The sequence below is a fragment of the Sphingobacterium siyangense genome, assembly GCF_023277505.1.
Classification (GTDB): domain Bacteria; phylum Bacteroidota; class Bacteroidia; order Sphingobacteriales; family Sphingobacteriaceae; genus Sphingobacterium; species Sphingobacterium siyangense.
On record NZ_CP080574.1, the window covers coordinates 1 to 16,695 of the forward strand.

Annotated in this window: 19 protein-coding genes; 10 read left to right on the forward strand and 9 right to left on the reverse strand. The window is 38.1% G+C overall.

The features are described from left to right. Positions 1-1,425, forward strand: coding sequence for a chromosomal replication initiator protein DnaA (gene dnaA / locus K2F45_RS00005; RefSeq protein ID WP_046672557.1), 1,425 nt, complete (start codon positions 1-3; stop codon positions 1,423-1,425). A gap of 147 nt (positions 1,426-1,572) precedes the next feature. Here the strand turns inward: dnaA and K2F45_RS00010 are convergent, their stop codons facing one another. The 7 genes from K2F45_RS00010 to K2F45_RS00040 form a co-directional block, all read right to left on the reverse strand. Then, positions 1,573-1,989 carry a hypothetical protein gene (locus K2F45_RS00010; RefSeq protein ID WP_075990429.1) on the reverse strand — a complete coding sequence of 139 codons (417 nt, stop codon included), beginning with the start codon at positions 1,987-1,989 and terminating at the stop codon, positions 1,573-1,575. Between the two features lie 64 nt (positions 1,990-2,053). Continuing rightward, positions 2,054-2,437 carry a hypothetical protein gene (locus K2F45_RS00015; protein WP_248932748.1) on the reverse strand — a complete coding sequence of 128 codons (384 nt, stop codon included), beginning with the start codon at positions 2,435-2,437 and terminating at the stop codon, positions 2,054-2,056. Between the two features lie 304 nt (positions 2,438-2,741). Next, positions 2,742-3,110: a hypothetical protein gene (locus K2F45_RS00020; protein WP_248932749.1), complete on the reverse strand. Its 369-nt coding sequence runs from the start codon at positions 3,108-3,110 to the stop codon at positions 2,742-2,744. 151 nt (positions 3,111-3,261) lie between these two features. Beyond that, a complete protein-coding gene (lpxK, locus tag K2F45_RS00025; RefSeq protein WP_248932750.1) occupies positions 3,262-4,311 on the reverse strand; it encodes a tetraacyldisaccharide 4'-kinase in 1,050 nt (349 codons plus the stop codon). After that, positions 4,308-4,778, reverse strand: coding sequence for a gliding motility lipoprotein GldH (locus K2F45_RS00030; protein WP_248932751.1), 471 nt, complete (start codon positions 4,776-4,778; stop codon positions 4,308-4,310). Before K2F45_RS00030 ends, lpxK begins: the two co-directional genes overlap by 4 nt. Before the next feature lie 52 nt (positions 4,779-4,830). Beyond that, positions 4,831-6,207, reverse strand: coding sequence for a PSP1 domain-containing protein (locus K2F45_RS00035; RefSeq protein WP_172840624.1), 1,377 nt, complete (start codon positions 6,205-6,207; stop codon positions 4,831-4,833). Between the two features lie 6 nt (positions 6,208-6,213). Then, entirely contained in the window at positions 6,214-7,359 is a 1,146-nt protein-coding gene (locus tag K2F45_RS00040) for a DNA polymerase III subunit (RefSeq protein WP_145328246.1), read from the reverse strand. A gap of 209 nt (positions 7,360-7,568) precedes the next feature. On the opposite strand from K2F45_RS00040, the gene dnaN reads away from it, so the two are divergent. The 9 genes from dnaN to K2F45_RS00085 all read left to right on the forward strand — a co-directional run bounded on the left by dnaN (position 7,569) and on the right by K2F45_RS00085 (position 14,776). Beyond that, complete coding sequence (gene dnaN / locus K2F45_RS00045; protein WP_046672565.1) at positions 7,569-8,690, forward strand: DNA polymerase III subunit beta; 1,122 nt, start codon at positions 7,569-7,571, stop codon at positions 8,688-8,690. A 13-nt stretch (positions 8,691-8,703) separates the two neighbouring features. Beyond that, the gene (locus K2F45_RS00050) at positions 8,704-9,366 is read left to right on the forward strand and encodes a DedA family protein (RefSeq protein WP_075990435.1); all 663 of its coding nucleotides are present in this window, start codon (positions 8,704-8,706) and stop codon (positions 9,364-9,366) included. Positions 9,367-9,393: 27 nt separating this feature from the next. Then, positions 9,394-10,041 carry a DedA family protein gene (locus K2F45_RS00055; protein WP_248932752.1) on the forward strand — a complete coding sequence of 216 codons (648 nt, stop codon included), beginning with the start codon at positions 9,394-9,396 and terminating at the stop codon, positions 10,039-10,041. A 171-nt stretch (positions 10,042-10,212) separates the two neighbouring features. Beyond that, complete coding sequence (locus tag K2F45_RS00060; RefSeq protein ID WP_120335645.1) at positions 10,213-10,785, forward strand: CAP domain-containing protein; 573 nt, start codon at positions 10,213-10,215, stop codon at positions 10,783-10,785. An 85-nt stretch (positions 10,786-10,870) separates the two neighbouring features. Beyond that, positions 10,871-11,746 carry a YicC/YloC family endoribonuclease gene (locus tag K2F45_RS00065; protein ID WP_083663423.1) on the forward strand — a complete coding sequence of 292 codons (876 nt, stop codon included), beginning with the start codon at positions 10,871-10,873 and terminating at the stop codon, positions 11,744-11,746. 2 nt (positions 11,747-11,748) lie between these two features. Beyond that, positions 11,749-12,318, forward strand: coding sequence for a guanylate kinase (gene gmk / locus K2F45_RS00070; protein ID WP_075990439.1), 570 nt, complete (start codon positions 11,749-11,751; stop codon positions 12,316-12,318). Between the two features lie 4 nt (positions 12,319-12,322). Next, positions 12,323-12,898, forward strand: a complete 576-nt coding sequence (nadD, locus tag K2F45_RS00075) for a nicotinate (nicotinamide) nucleotide adenylyltransferase (protein WP_075990440.1) — start codon at positions 12,323-12,325, stop codon at positions 12,896-12,898. A 222-nt stretch (positions 12,899-13,120) separates the two neighbouring features. Further along, a complete protein-coding gene (locus K2F45_RS00080; RefSeq protein WP_248932753.1) occupies positions 13,121-13,876 on the forward strand; it encodes a hypothetical protein in 756 nt (251 codons plus the stop codon). A 60-nt stretch (positions 13,877-13,936) separates the two neighbouring features. After that, entirely contained in the window at positions 13,937-14,776 is an 840-nt protein-coding gene (locus tag K2F45_RS00085; protein ID WP_248932754.1) for an SUMF1/EgtB/PvdO family nonheme iron enzyme, read from the forward strand. Between the two features lie 26 nt (positions 14,777-14,802). Here K2F45_RS00085 and K2F45_RS00090 read toward each other — a convergent pair whose 3' ends face one another. After that, entirely contained in the window at positions 14,803-15,567 is a 765-nt protein-coding gene (locus K2F45_RS00090) for an SDR family oxidoreductase (RefSeq protein WP_172840746.1), read from the reverse strand. 5 nt (positions 15,568-15,572) lie between these two features. Then, positions 15,573-16,694, reverse strand: a complete 1,122-nt coding sequence (locus K2F45_RS00095; RefSeq protein ID WP_075990443.1) for a DUF4861 family protein — start codon at positions 16,692-16,694, stop codon at positions 15,573-15,575. Between the last annotated feature and the right edge of the window lies 1 nt (position 16,695).

The following is a 16,695-nucleotide window of genomic DNA, read 5'->3' on the forward strand; positions in this document are numbered from 1 at the left end:
ATGGAAAAAACGTATTCAAGTGTCTGGAATAATTGTCTTTCGATTATCAAAGATAATATACCAGCGCAAAGTTTCAAGACCTGGTTTGAACCTGTGAAAGCAGTCCGTTTGGAGGGTGACGTTTTGACTATTCAAGTGCCTAGCTTATTTTTTTATGAGTGGCTGGAAGAACACTATGTAGGAATTCTTCGTAAGACCGTAAAGAAATTTTTAGGAGAACAAGGTAGATTGGAATACAATATTGTAGTGGAGAAGTCTTCAGCTTCTCATCCCTACACGACTAATCTTCCATCGAATGGCAATGGAGCAGAAGGGAAAAGACAATCTATCCCTGTACCGGTATCTTTAAATAGAGATATCAAAAATCCATTTGTTATTCCTGGATTGAAAAAATTGCAGGTTGATCCGCAATTGAATCAAAACTACACATTCGAAAATTTTATCGAAGGTGAATGTAATCGTCTTGCTCGTTCAGCAGGTTATGCTGTAGCGAATAAGCCGGGAGGTACTTCATTCAACCCTTTGATGATTTATGGTGATGTTGGTTTGGGAAAGACACACCTTGCCCAAGCAATCGGAAATGAAATCAAGAGAAATCTTCCCGATAAACTGGTCATTTATGTGTCTTGTGAGAAATTCTGTCAGCAGTTTGTGGATTCATTGAAAAATAATACAATCAATGATTTCGTTAACTTTTATCAAGCAATGGATGTCATCATTATGGATGATGTACATAACTTTGCCGGTAAAGAAAAAACACAGGATATTTTCTTCCATATTTTTAATCATTTGCATCAATCTGGAAAGCAAATTATTTTGACTTCAGACAAAGCACCTAAGGATTTAGCTGGTTTGGAGGAACGTTTGCTTAGTCGTTTTAAATGGGGATTATCTGCAGATATTCAGATTCCTGATCTTGAGACGAGAATGGCAATTTTGAAGAAGAAGATGTATTCCGATGGTATTGATTTACCTGAAAATGTAGTGGAATACGTCGCAACACAGATCGATAACAGCGTTCGTGAATTGGAAGGAGCCATGGTTTCATTATTGGCTCAGTCTACTTTGAACAAAAAAGAGATCGATTTGGGCTTAGCAAAATCGATGTTGAAGAATTTTGTGAAGAATACCCATAAGGAAATTTCAATGGACTTTATTCAAAAATTAGTCTGTGAATATTTTGAAGTTCCTGTGGATATGGTTAAATCGAAAGTTAGAAAGCGTGAAATCGTGCAGGCCAGGCAAATTTCGATGTACCTAGCAAAAGCACATACCAAATCTTCACTAAAATCGATCGGAGCATTCTTCGGAGGAAGAGACCACTCGACAGTCATTTATGCCTGTCAAACCGTAGAGGATTTAATTGAAACTGACAAGAAATTTAAAACTTATGTAAGTGACATTATGAAAAAATTAAAATCTTAATGTCAATTATCGTAAGTAAAGCACTAGAAGGGCTGTCCATATTACTTGGACAGCCCTTTTTTAATGTATTTAAGGCCCTGTAAGGCATAAAAAAGCCTCTGGATATGCCATTACATATCCAGAGGCTTTTCATTCGTTCTCGAATGGTTATTGTTGTTGTTGATTGCTCTGTCCGTTACCGGATTCTTTTTGTTCTGTTGTTTCTTGTGTTGCCGGAATGTTTACCGGAGGTCGCTCAGTTACATATTTCTGATAAGCAACTTTTTGTTCATCTGTTAGCAACTGTGCTATTTTAGTATCTGACTCAACCTGTATTTTGGCAATATTCTCCTTTTTGACGTCAACCTTAGTCGTCGAGTCCTGAATGACAGCCGCTATAGCCTTTTCTTGATCCAATACGATTGTTGATACCGCAGTTTTCTGCTCGTCATTTAATGTCAGCTTTGTGACTAATTCAGTCACTACCTTTGTTGCATTTTCTTCCGGTGTTGTTTGTGTTTGTTGTGCAAATGTTAGGCCCATCGCTAGAAAGAAACCTATGCCTGCTAAAAATAACTTTTTCATGATGTTCAATTTTAGATGAAATTATTCAATGTTTTTCTGCTACCTAATTTTACTTTGTTGTCGATTATTGACCAGATTCAGTTTTCGTAGGCTCAGCTGTGGTCGGCACGCCTTTAGCTGGTCTTTCAGTTATGACTTTTTGATAAAGCGATTTCTGATCTTCGGTAAGTAATTGACTGACTTTGGTATCTACTTCAGTCTGTAGCTTATTAAGTGCTTCGCTTTTCGCTTGAGGAGAAGACCCAGTATCTTTTACTATTGTCTGTTCTGCTTTTACCTGATCCAATAGAATGGTTGATACCGCAGTTTTTTGCTCATCATTCAGATGCAGTTTCTGTACAAGTTCAGTCGTTGCTTTAGCAGCTGCATCCTCGGGACTAACCTGTTGTGCAAACGTCAGGCTAAGCGTCAAACAAAATCCTATTCCTGTTAAAATTAGCTTTTTCATATCTATTGTATTTAAAAAGTTACAATTAAACGATCTTGCTATAAAAACTCGGAAAGGGTATTTATATTGTATCAACTATGTTACTTTAACAAAGTTTTAACATTAACTGATTGTAATTCATTGAAATACGGGTTTTGATATGTGATGTGAAATGCGAAAATTGATGATATCGCTGTTATTGCACTGTTAACAGGATCGATAAAGTTAGACGAGCTTAATTGTGATGACAACGTCAGAATAAAACTGAACGTGACATAAAAAAGGCCTTGTCAAAAAACAAGGCCTTTTTTTAAAGTAGCTTTATTTAATTGTCGGAACGTTTAGACATTCTTTCCTTCATTTTTTCTTGTTGTTCTTCAAATAGCTTAGCTTGGTCAGGGGTAAGCCATGATTTAATTTTGGTTGTTTGTATTTCCTGAAGCTGTTTATATTTTTCCATGTTCGCTTTTCGATCTCCCCCCTCATTTCGAAGAGCAGCCCGTTGTTGAGCCTGACTTAATGTAAGGTTATAGATCGAATCTTTTTGCGTTTGATTGAGGCTTAATAATTTGTCTAAATGCTCTACGCGCATTTTAGCTTGTTCTTCAGGACTACGTTGCTGACGTTGTTGGGCAAAAACTCCTGTAGCACTTAAAAATAAACAAGCTACTGCCATTAAAATTTTCTTTTTCATCTTTGTATAGTTTATATCATGAGTGCCGAATATCGGGTATACACTCAATTTGTTCATTATAGACAGAGCGAAAACTTTTGAGATTCTCTGTTTACATATAGAATATAAATTTGATGAAAAAGTTTAGTATAGCATCTGATCTTAACAAAATTTAAGGTTGATTAACACTTTGAGCCACTGCATTATATAGCCTTTCATGGAATATTTCCTGTTGGATAGGGTCGTGAAATTGAAGACCGATCGGCAGATAAGCCAAATCAATTGCAGTAAATTGCTGTTTAAAAGGTTTTAGTCGCTGAAAGTCCTTTTCAGTTGTCAATACGATCTTGTTGCTGCTCGCCAGATCGTGGTAAGATTTTGCAATTTGATTGATATCCGATTCAGTAAAAGAATGATGATCTTTAAAGGAAATGTGTTGGATTGAATTGGTTTTGTTTTGGAGATAATCTACTAAGGGTTGAGGTTTAGCAATACCCGTAACCAAAATAATATCTTTGCCTTTGACATCGATTAGATTTCCTTTACTATTGATGGGTTCAAGATAGTCGATATAGCTAAATACTATTAAAGCTTCTTTGTTATAATACCTGATTTTGTTTTCTATCCGTTTTTTTTGCTCATTAGAAAGATCAATAGGACATTTTGTAATCGTTATGATCTGTGCGCGTTTAGCCTCCATAAGGAGATCCCTAAAGTTTCCTGTGGGAAATACGAACATAGGGTGAGAAAATGATAAAAAATCAAATAATAATATATTGAAAAGAGGCGATAATTTTCGGTGTTGATAAGCGTCGTCCAGAATAATAAGTTGATGAGTTGACTGAAGTTTTTCAACTCCAGTACAACGATCCTCACAAACTGCAACAGTGACAGCCGGAAATTTATTTTTGAACTGTAAGGGCTCATCTCCGACGTCCGTGGCCGATGAATCCGTCTGTACCAATAAGAAACCTTTGGTGCTACGTCCATATCCCCGACTGAGTATTGCTGTTTTAAAGTGACCTTTAAGGCTGGATACCACAAATTCAGTCATTGGGCTTTTTCCTGTCCCACCAACGGCAAGATTTCCTATAACAACGGTTGGAATGTCAAAAGACCGCGATGGAAGCAGCTTAAAATCATATAATCTATTTCTTATCCACACCACAAGGGCATAGATGATGGTAAAAGGAAATAATAGATATCGTAATAAGCGTATCATTTTGGAACAACGGTTAACCCTACGTCTGTGATTTCTTTCAACGGATTTTCTTTCATGTTCTGTTCGATGGAAATCGTATAAATTCCTGTATCCGGAAATAGGTAATCTTTATGGATGATGGATTGATTGTTATACAAGCTACCGGAGGATTTTCCGAGCCATTTTCCATCCGGTCTGGCCATTTTTATTTCTTTACGAAAAGTATATTGCTTTTTACCTGGGCCTCGTTGGTAAATAAGTACAAAAAGATTGGAAAAAGCATATTCCGGTGTATGACGGACATCCATCAATACGTCATATCGTTTGGTCTTGTCGCTGATATGAAATTGAAAACTAGGCGGTGATGTATTCAGCCAAGCTTTATTATCAATGGGTTTATTTTCATTTATGACAAAAGTTTGGTCACAAGAACACCCTATGCCAATACATAACAAACCAATCAGGAAAGGAGCGCTTTTGAGTTTCATGTTTATTTATAAAAAGAATATGCCTAATGGGTTAAAATTAGGCATATTTTTTTTATTCTGCTTTCGGTGCAGCATTGTTGTTATTACCTTTGTTTTTATTCCGATGGCGATTGAAGCGCTTTTTGGGTCTGTTATTAGATCCTTCTTTATTCTCTTTATTCGCGCTTGGAGCTCCAGCATCGGTCGAAATCTGAGGTTTAGTACTTTGTCTAGGTGTACTTTGTTCGGACTTCTCAGTTTTTTGTCCAGCCTTACTTTCAGGTTTGACAGTATTGCTTTTGGATTTTCTTTTTTTCTTTCTTTTATTCCGGTCATCAAGTCGAGTTAAGCTATCCTGTCCGACTACATTTTCGTAATCGTAATTGATATTTTTCTCTTCTCTGACTTCATCGTTATCTACTGCACTCGAAATTGCTTCCGGTTTGATCCCCTGCTTATTCATTTCGACAAACTCTTTGACTTGTTGAACGGGGATAGCGATCCAATTTTCGGCTCCAGGAAAAGAGAACCACATCATTTTTTTGAAGATATCGGTCTTTTGAAGATAAGCAATCCCTTTTAGGGTTTCGATGCGGTCGATATTATTCGGGATGTCTTTTAAAGCATCCATGTAACTATCTAATTCATAATTGAGACAGCATTTTAATTTTCCGCATTGTCCCGCTAGCTTTAACGTATTCAAAGAAAGATTTTGATAACGTGCTGCCGACGTGGACACTGTTTTGAAATCCGTTAACCAGGTTGAACAGCAGAGTTCGCGACCACAGGAGCCGATTCCACCGAGGCGGCTAGCTTCTTGTCGCATACCTATCTGGCGCATTTCAATGCGTATTCTGAAAGCTTCAGCCATTTTTTTGATAAGCTCACGGAAATCCACGCGGCCCTCAGCAGTGTAGTAGAAGGTAGCCTTGGTTTTATCACCCTGGTAGTCAACATCAGAAATCTTCATGGACAAACCCAGGTCCAAAGCCAGTTTACGTGCTTTGTGCATCGTTTCCCATTCGAGATCTTTTGCTGCGTTATACTTCTCTACATCCATTTCATTGGGCTTCCGATAGATTTTCTTAGTTACCGTTTCTGGAGTAACATTGTTCTTTTTTAATTGTAGTCTGACCAATTCACCCGTTAAGGAGACATGTCCGACATCATAGCCACCAGTAGAGGGTTCTACAACGACCATTTCCCCCATTTCAAGGTAGGTATTGTCTACATTAATAAAGAAATCTTTTCGTGATCCCTTGAATCGTACTTCGACGATATTAAATGGTTTATAGTTTGAAGGCATATCCATATCGGAAAGCCAGTCATATACATCTAATTTATTACATCCGCTAGTCATGCAAGAGCCATTGTTCTGACATCCTGCTGGTGTACCATTTGTCGTGGTAGTACCGCAACCTCCGCCGGATGAGCAACTGCCACATCCCATAGTTTTCTATATTATATATTGAGTTCCTTTCGGAAACGTTTTGTACTTGTATATTAATGTTAACTGCAAAGATAAATCTAAAAATAATATTTTGGGATTTGCATTTCTTTCTACAAAATAATGTGTTTCCTCAAATAGATTTATTGTTGCTTCAATTTGTTCAACGGTATAGTGTACGGCAAATTTTTGGACAAAATCCAATTCTTTGGCCGGTAAGAACACTAAGCTGGAAAGCCCTTCTTTGATTAATATAATTTGACGCATCATATTAATTGCATAAAAAAGAAAGCTTTTTTGGTTTTCTCGCCCCATTTTTGAGAGCTCTTCTTCCACTAAAGAGATCATATTGGTTCCCGCATCTGAAACAATGAAACGTAACCAATTGACTAAAATGCCAAAATGATTATTTGTCTGCGCGTGCAATAGATTGGTTGCTTCCTGGAGATTTCCATCTGCAATAAAAGCAATCTCTGATGCCTCTTGATCCGAAAGTTGATGTACCGTTTTTAAGTATTGTGTTACCTCACTATGATCCAGTTTCTTTATTTTGACCAATTGCGTACGCGATATGATCGTATTTAATATTTTGTCCTGATTTTCTGCCACCAGAATAAAGAGCGTTTTTTCGGGTGGTTCTTCGATTAACTTTAACAACGCATTGCCTTGTGTGTCCAGGTATTCGGGAAGCCACATAATTAAAACCTTATATTCAGCTTCGAAGGATTTGAGGCTTAGTTTTTTGATGATACCATGCGCCTCTGCAATATTGATATTGACCTGTTTGTTGTCTGCATCTAATTGATTGCGCCAATATTCCAATCCCATGTACGGGTTGGATAAAAAAGATTTTCGCCAGCTGTCCGCATAATCGGATGCCGTATCTTCCTTATGTTTGGCTATGAAAGGATAGGACATGTGGAGATCGGGATGGATCAGCTTATTATATTTTCGACAAGAGGGGCATTCGCCACAACTATCGGTTGACTGTCGGTTTTCACAATTCAAAAACTGTGCATAAGCATAGGCTAATGCAAGGCTACCACAGCCCTCTGGACCAAGAAATAATTGCGCATGACTCACACGATTTTCATGAACCGTGCGAACTAAATGTTCTTTGATGTCTTTGTGCCCAATGATCTCTTTAAACTGCATACACTACTGCTATTATACAAATGTAATAAATATTGTGATTTATCGGGCCGAATTTGCTTTCTATACTTTTGGCGCTGTGCTTATTAATTGAAATACAATTGCTTATTTGAGCGATCGAAATCTCTTTATGTGGAAAGAAAGCGGCCTGTAAAACTGAAAAATATTGATTAATTTGTGTATTATTGCACATAATAATTAGTATTCAGGAAATGAGATTCATTGTATCAACATCAATTTTATTAAAGCAGTTACAAGCTATCAATGGCGCATCCAGTACAAGTACTGTTTTGCCTATCTTGGAAAACTTTCTTTTTGAAATAAAAGACAATAACTTGACTATTTCTGCTACGGATCTGCAAACAAGTATGGTTACTTCTTTACAGATCGAAGCAAAAGAAGAGGGAAGAGTAGCCATGCCTTCGAAGATTTTGATCGAGACGTTAAAAACCTTACCAGATCAGCCAGTAGCATTTTCAGTAGATATGAATACCTTGGCGATTGAGATCAGTGCAGGTGATGGAAAATATAAGTTGAGTGGAGAAAATGCCGACGATTTCCCTAAAATTCCCTCAATCGATAACGGGTCAGTTATTCAGATGCCAGCTCCTATTTTGTCAGAAGCGATCAGTAAAACGATCTTTGCTGTCAGTAACGACGAATTGAGACCGGCGATGTCTGGTGTTTTGGTGCAATTAGCTGAAAAGAATGTGACTTTTGTCTCTACCGATGCGCACAAGTTGGTGCGTTATTCGAGAACTGATATTGGTGCTGAAAAACCAGCATCCCTTATTTTGCCGAAAAAGGCACTTTCATTGCTCAAATCGTCGCTACCATCCGATGATATTACAGTATCGATAGAATATAATCAAACCAATGCGTTCTTTAGCTTTGGCAATATTAATTTGATCTGTCGTTTGATTGATGAACGTTACCCAGATTATGCTGCTGTAATCCCTCAAGTCAACCCTAACAAGTTAACTGTAGATCGATTATTGTTTTTAAATACCTTGAGACGGGTGGTGATTTTTGCTAATAAAACAACCCATCAGGTTCGTCTGAAGATCTCAGGAAGTGAATTGCATATCTCTGCAGAAGATTTAGATTTCTCTAATGAAGCGCATGAACGCTTATCCTGTCAATTTGAAGGGGATGATATGGAAATCGGTTTTAACGCCAAATTCCTCGTGGAGATGTTAAATAACTTAGAGAGTGAAGAAGTTGTTTTGGAGATGAGTACGCCAAATCGTGCCGGTTTATTGATTCCGGCCGTATCTGAAGATCATGAAGATATTTTGATGTTGGTGATGCCTGTTATGTTAAACAACGCTTAATCTTCGTCAGGGTTTGGAACTAATTACGCATCTTATAGACTTTATTCTCCATATTGATAAACATTTGGTTGAAATAGTCAATGATTATCAGACTTGGACGTACCTTATTCTGTTTCTTATTATTTTTGTAGAAACAGGAGTGGTTGTGATGCCTTTTTTACCAGGAGATTCTTTGTTGTTCGCAGCGGGCATGCTAGCCGCACAACCAAATGATCTTAACGTATGGTTGATGATTCTCATTTTATTGGTAGCCGCGGTTTCTGGGGATTCCTTAAACTATGCTATTGGTAAGAATTTTGGTATGCGCCTAACGAAATTTAAGCTCTTTGGTAAGCAGGTAGTCAAAGATGAGCAAATTGCCAAGACTCATTCTTTTTATGAGAAATATGGCAGTAAAACAATCGTTATCGCTCGATTTGTACCTATCGTACGTACCTTGGCGCCTTTCGTTGGGGGGATTGGAAAGATGAATTATGGCACCTTCATTACGTATAATGTCGTAGGGGCTGTCTTGTGGGTGGGTGGTATAACCCTCGCAGGATACTTTTTGGGAAATATTCCGATTATCAGAGATAATTTCTCGAAGGTCGTATTGATCATTATTTTTATATCGATATTGCCAATAATCTTCGAGCTTATTAAAGAAAAGATAAAAACTAAAAAGGGAATCCAATAAGATTCCCTTTTTTTATAGATCAAAAAAATGGAAATCATTTCACAGTTTATTGATTTTATATTGCATATCGACCAGCATCTTTTGCAACTGATCAATAGTTATGAAAACTGGACTTATCTGATTTTGTTTTTAGTCATCTTTGCGGAGACAGGACTTGTTTTTACCCCATTTCTTCCTGGTGATTCAGTTTTATTTGCCCTGGGTGCGATAATTGCCCGCCCCGATTGTCCGCTTTCTTTACCACTATTTATGGTCATCTTAGTTTTCGCCGCTATTTCCGGAGATTTCGTGAATTATGAAATAGGTAAATATGTTGGAATCCGTGTTTTTAAGCCAGGATCAAGGATATTTAAGCCGACTTACCTGCAAAAAACACAGGATTTTTATGCGAAACATGGAACGAGGACCATTATTTATGCGCGATTTGTGCCCATTGTTAGAACTTTTGCGCCATTTGTAGCCGGTATTGGTAAAATGCCGTACAGGATCTTTGGAACATATAATTTAGTTGGCGGTATATTATGGGTTTCATTGTTTATGCTTGCAGGTTATTTTTTTGGACAGCTGCCATTCTTTAAGCATAATTTCTCCCTTGTTATTCTGGCCGTTATCTTTATTAGCCTAATACCCATGCTTATACAGTTTCTGACTACAAATAGATCAAAAAAAGATTAAACGTTGCATACTAAATATGGTCTTTTAGGGTTAAAGGATTGATACGAAATATTCCTATTGAAAAAGTACAGGTACTGTGCCCAAATGTATTTTGGACGCGATAAAATTAAGTTAAGCTGGCAATATCATCTGGATATTTCGTAAGGTCATTGAAGAAGAGATTATTTACGTATGAACTATTTGATTTTAGCATTTACCCTGCTTTTTACACAGTCTATTTTTGCCCAACGTGTGGTTGTCGATCATGGTCAAGCCATCGAGGCCTATGAGCTATTGAACAAAATTCGTACAAATCCCGAAAAGTATAAGAAGGAACTGAAGCTTTTTAATCTACAGAAGATTAAACGAACCAAGCTCAATTGGAATAAACAGTTGGCCGAGGTTGCGGTTTATCGAGCAAAAGATATGGCTAAACGTTCTTATTTTGACCATGTCTCACCTGAGGGCTATGGACCTAATTATTTCATTGACGAGGCAGGATATCAGCTTAATCCGGCATGGCTGTCCAAACGAAATGCAAACAATTTTGAGTCCATTGCGGCCAACCGATCCAGTGCTACCGCTGGCATTAAGGCCTTAATTATTGGAAAGGAAGCTCCGGGTTATCATCATCGTACCCATTTATTGGGCATGGATCAGTGGAACGCTTCGCTATATGATATTGGGATTGGCTATGTTGAATGCAAAGGTGCCAAACCTTATGAAAGTTACTTAGTAGTTATCATCGCTAAACACGATTGGTAAAATAAAAAGAAAGGTAATTTGGCGAGTATCAGCAATTAATCGATACAGTGTATTTAATTTTTACTGAAAAGTCATACCTTTGCATATGATAAAATCCATGACAGGATATGGCACAGCTTCCGCTGATAACGGTAAAGTTAAATATAGTGTCGAAATAAAGTCCTTAAATTCAAAATTCCTTGAATTAAATCTTCGTTTGCCCAAAGTTGTTTCGGACAAAGAATTAACCCTGCGTACTGAAAGTAGCAAACTTATTGAACGTGGTAAAGTTAACATGAATGTAACGGTTGAATACACGGATCAAACTGCGAAGGCGTCTTCCATTAATGCTGATTTACTCAAAAAATATTATAGTCAATTGCAGCAGATTGCTGTAGAACTCAACGATACGAATGTCAACCTGTTTGAACTCGCATTAAATATGCCTGAGGTAATCACGAACAATGATGATTCGGTTGATGACGAGGAGTCTAAGGTATTGATGGATGCTTTTTATGATGCCGTCAAACGTTTTAATACATTTCGTGAAGATGAGGGAAATGTACTTGCTGGAGACTTAAAAAAGCGGGCTGAGCTTATTTTAGTTTACCTTGCTGAGGTAGAGGCTTTGGAAGTAGAACGTATACCTTTGATCAGACAGCGTATCGAGCAATTTTTGAATGATACGGTAGGTAAAGAAAATGTCGATCAAAATCGATTTGAGCAGGAACTTGTTTACTACATCGACAAATTGGATGTGACTGAGGAGAAAGTGAGATTGCGCGCCCATTGCAACTACTTTTTAAAAGCGTTTGATTCAGCCGATTCAAATGGTAAAAAATTAGGTTTTATTTCACAAGAAATGGGTAGAGAAATCAATACCCTTGGTTCTAAAGCCAATCATGCCGGAATCCAACAGATTGTGGTTAGAATGAAAGAAGAATTAGAAAAAATAAAAGAGCAATTGCTCAACGTATTATAAGGATGAGCGGTAAATTAATTATATTCTCGGCCCCGTCAGGAGCGGGTAAAACAACAATAGTAAGAGATCTTTTAAGTAAACATGGCGATAAAATCGAGTTTTCCATTTCGGCGAGTACCCGTGACCCCAGAGGACAGGAAGTAGACGGAAAAGATTATTATTTTATGTCAAAGGAGGAGTTTCTACATAAGGTCGCTAAACAGGAGTTCATCGAGTTTGAAGAAGTATATTCAGGAACATTTTACGGTACTTTGCGTTCAGAAATTGAACGTATTTGGAAAGAAGGTAAACATGTTATTTTTGATATCGATGTGGTTGGTGGACTACGTTTGAAATCAAAATTTCCAGAACAGGCAATTTCTATTTTCGTACAGCCACCTTCATTGGAAGTGCTTAAGGAGCGTTTGACAGGACGTGGAACGGATTCAGAAGAAAAATTGAAGGAACGTTTTGCCAAAGCTGAACTGGAACTTACCTATGCTAATAAATTTGATGTCATATTGAATAACTTTGATTTAGCTACCGCATGTGCCGAAGCTGAAGAAATTGTTATGGGATTTATCAATAAATAAGTCCATGCGAAAAATTGGTCTGTATTTTGGTTCTTTTAATCCGGTGCACATAGGGCACCTGATCATCGCCAATTATATGGCCAGTTTCACTGAATTGGATGAAGTTTGGTTTGTGGTCTCTCCTCAAAATCCATTTAAGAAGAAATCTACATTGGCAGATCCCTATGATCGTCTGGAGATGTTAAATCTGGCTTTGGAGGGTGCTGAACACCTGCGGGTAACAGATATTGAATTCCATTTACCAATACCGTCATATACGATAGATACACTCACCCATTTAAAAGCAAAATATCCCAATCGTGAATTTGTGCTCCTTATGGGAGAAGATAGTTTGGAATCTTTGGAAAAATGGAAAAATGCGGATATTATCTTACGCGACTACCAGATTTATGTCTATCCACGTCCTGGATATGATGGTGGAAAGCTTAAGGATCATCCTTCAATCACCATCACAGCTACACCATTGATGGAATTGTCTTCTACCTTTTTGCGAAAGGCAATCAAGGAAAATAAAAATATTCAATTTTTTGTACCGCAAAAGGTGATAGAGTTTATCGATAAGAAAGGTTTATATTCTTGATATAGACAAAAGTAAAAGAAATATAGTATCCCTGGGTTTTATTAAATCCGGGGATTTTTGTTAGGAGCAGAGGGTATTCATTACAAAAAGGAATTATTGTATTTAGAAATCATTGCAATTAGGAAAAGGCAGATCGTGGCGAAAGGAAGTTCTATATAATAAAGAGGAATAATTTTTGTAGCAGTAATTTCTTTATTTTTAAAAGATATTAAATCATACGATATGAAAAGGGGACTTTTATTTTTTATTTCTTTCCTGTGTTGGGCAGGTGTTTTTGCACAAACAAATCCGGAGGATGACGAGAGTCTTTTTATGGATCCTGCCGCTATCGAAGTGCGGAACAAAATGACCATCCCGCCCTATGGTTTGGACAAAGTAAAGGCGTTAATCGCAAAAATAATCCCCGAAGAAGATAAAGAAACGACCGATGCTGGAACAAATGCAATTTCGGCTACTGATTTTAAAAAGCTATCCCTGCGCGAAAAGTTTACCTATACCATGATTCACGCAGAACTATATGCACAGAATTGCGCTATACCTGAATACCAAACGCAGATCGACAAAAAAATCTTCGGTACCTTATTGGACGGTTTTAATGAGTCGTCCTGGTCGCAAAGACAGACCGATTTTTTGCAGGAGAATAGGGATTCAGTAATCAAACTTATCCAGGAATCTGTTATCCGAAGCAAACGGATGGGGGTAAATTATAAGCATGCCCTAGTGGAACTAAACGGTTGGCAAATGATTCCTTTTATTATTGATTATGCCAAGAAAACACCGAAAGACAAAGATGCCCTGACCTTATTGATGTTGCTGATGAAACGAGGTGAATATGGTGAATTTATAAAGTCTACGTCTTTTAAAAAGTTATATGGAGAAAATAGCAATTATTACTCCTATCTAAATTACAATAAAGAAAATGAGGCGCTGATCTTTAGGCGGGCGCTTAAATATTACGATGAGAAAAAAAGCAAGTAGTGCAGTTGGATTTTTAGTATTCGAAACTTCAAATTTGTATTATAACAAACGGCAAGGAGAATGAGGAAATTACTCTATTTGATAGGATTGATTGTTTTACATCTCCAATGTGAAGCCCAAGCTGGAAACTATATCCAGATTCCGGCCGGAGACTATCATTTGGGTGATACAGGTAGCCTAGACAATCCCAAAAGAGTTGTAAATGTTGAATCGTTTTGGATCGCTAAGTTTGAGCTGACAAACGCTGAATTTGAGAAATTTGTTCAAGCAACAGGCTATAAAACATTAGCAGAACGGTATCACAACGCCATGGTCTTTGAGCCTGGATTGGCGGAGTTTCGTTGGCTACAGGATAGTACAGCCTATTGGCGCTTTCCGAATGGTATAAGTCGTGGCGGCATTGAGGCTAAGATGGATCATCCTGTTACCTGCATTTCCTATAAGGATGTGCTAGCATATTGTACATGGGCAAACTGTAGATTGCCCTCTTTTGACGAATGGGAGGTGGCGGCAAGAGCGGGTAGCGAAGGTTATTATTTTGAAGGTTTCAGTAAGGAGAATATGGGTGAATATGCAAATGTATGGCATGGAAGAGATCATTTGAAAGCGGATTATTCCGATGGCTATCTGTATACTTCTCCTGTCGGAAAATTCAAACCCAATCCATGGGGGCTTTATGACATCTTTGGAAATGTCTTTGAATTTTGTACCGGAAAGCTTGAAAGAGATGGTGATCGCTCTATTGCCCATGCCCGAGGAGGCTCCTGGTGGTGTAGTAAAAATAGCTGTGCTGCTTTTAATACAGTCTATATAGGTTCAGTTAGTCCCAATGCATCTTTTAGTAATCTGGGGTTTAGAATTGTAAAAAAAGTCTTTACCCCTTCGGATAAAGACTCTTAAAACAAATTCATCGTAAAGGTTGATTGTTATCTTCCCATCCAGCCACCATCCACTGTAAGGATGGTTCCATGTACATAGTCAGACGCTTTTGAAGCGAGGAATACAGCTGGCCCCTTAAAATCTTCTGGGGTTCCCCAGCGACCTGCAGGTATACGGTCCAAAATGGACTTAGAGCGTTCAGGGTCGTCTCTAAGGGCCTCGGTATTATCCGTGGCAATATATCCTGGAGCAAATCCGTTTACGTTGACACCTTTGGAAGCCCACTCATTCGCAAAAGCCTTTACTAAAGATCCTACAGCACCTTTTGAAGCGGCATATCCCGGAACATTGATGCCACCTTGGAAAGTTAACAAAGATGCTGTAAATACGATCTTTCCAGTTCCACGTGAAATCATGTCCTTTCCAATTTCACGTGTTAATATAAATTGCGCATTTTGATTGATCTCGATAATTTCATCCCAATATTCATCTGGATGCTCGGCAGCAGGTTTACGAAGGATATTTCCAGCATTGTTAAACAGGATGTCAATCGTCGGATGCGCTGATTTTACTTTTTCGATAAATTTGTAAAGTTCTGTCCGTTTAGAGAAATCACACTGATAGGCATAGAAATTTTTGCCTAATGCTTTTACGGATTTTTCTACTGCAGAGCCTTCAGTTTCCAATGACGCTGAAACGCCGATAATATCTGCTCCGGCTTCAGCCAATGCTTCGGCAATTGCCTTGCCAATTCCTCTTTTGCAGCCTGTTACCAAGGCTACTTTCCCACTTAAGTCAAAAGATTGCAGTATGGACATTATTTTGAATATTTTATTGTTAACGGTTGATCTAAATTATTTTTAAATGTTTTTAAATAAGACTGCCATTGCTCAAAACTACCTATTTTACCCGCTTTATTGAATGCAGCCCCCGCAAAATAAACCAGTGGTTTATCATTTTTGACGGTGGTTGCCAGTAAAAATTGTTTTGGACTATCTTTGAATACATATTTTACTTTTGGTAGGATAACCGCAGTTCCAGTAATTTTATCTCCTTCTGCAGGTTCCCAATACGCTAAAATGCCATTCTTTACATCATTTAGAATTTGAGGTTTTTCCTCTTTTCTTTTAGCGATCCCCACAACAATTGGCGTAGAGGCAGAGGTTGCGTTTTTGATAGAATAGCTTATTTTGTTCAATTGACTCCCAGCATCTAGGGAAATGGTCTTTTCAACCTGTAGCTGCTGACCCTTTACATTCTCCGGTTCATAGATAAGTTTGAATGTGGAGCGTAGCGGACCGTTGTCCAATACCTCGTATTGGCGATAATGCTTATGGTAAACAACCTGTTCGTCAATAAAGGGGGTTGCATCACCAACACCTAAGGTTTGTCCGACGGAATAATAATCTAATCCTTTGCCATGATCGGCATGATAATCCCCGGTTTTATACCATTCGTCAACAACAAGGTCATTGCTACGTTTTGCCCAGAAGTCAAAACCCTGTGCGTCCTCAGAGCTACCTTCTAAAGCCTTTCCATAGGCTCTAAACGCTGCAATATCGTTTTCCCATGCAAAGTCATCTTTGCGTTCAGGGACGTATCTTGCATAGGTCTTGGAAGCAATAGTTGTGGGTTTATTCCCATTTACCCCGAAGGTTGTTGAACTTTTAGGAGCAACGGTTATTTGGATTAAAATATTTTGTGCCGTCGGTTTTCCTAGTTTTTCAAGTTGATAGGCGAGTTCCTTTTTGTCCTTATCCACAATCGTAAATACACTGTTTTTCAGGTCGAAGTGTTTCTCGAATGTTGTATAAGGGATGCTGATCAACTCTGTTCTTGCGCTAGCGGAAGAGTTGTTTACAGTAATGGTTTTGTTGTTCTGCGCAAAAGCAAGTGTTGAAAGTCCTAGCGCTAAACTCAATACGAGTGTTTTTTTCATA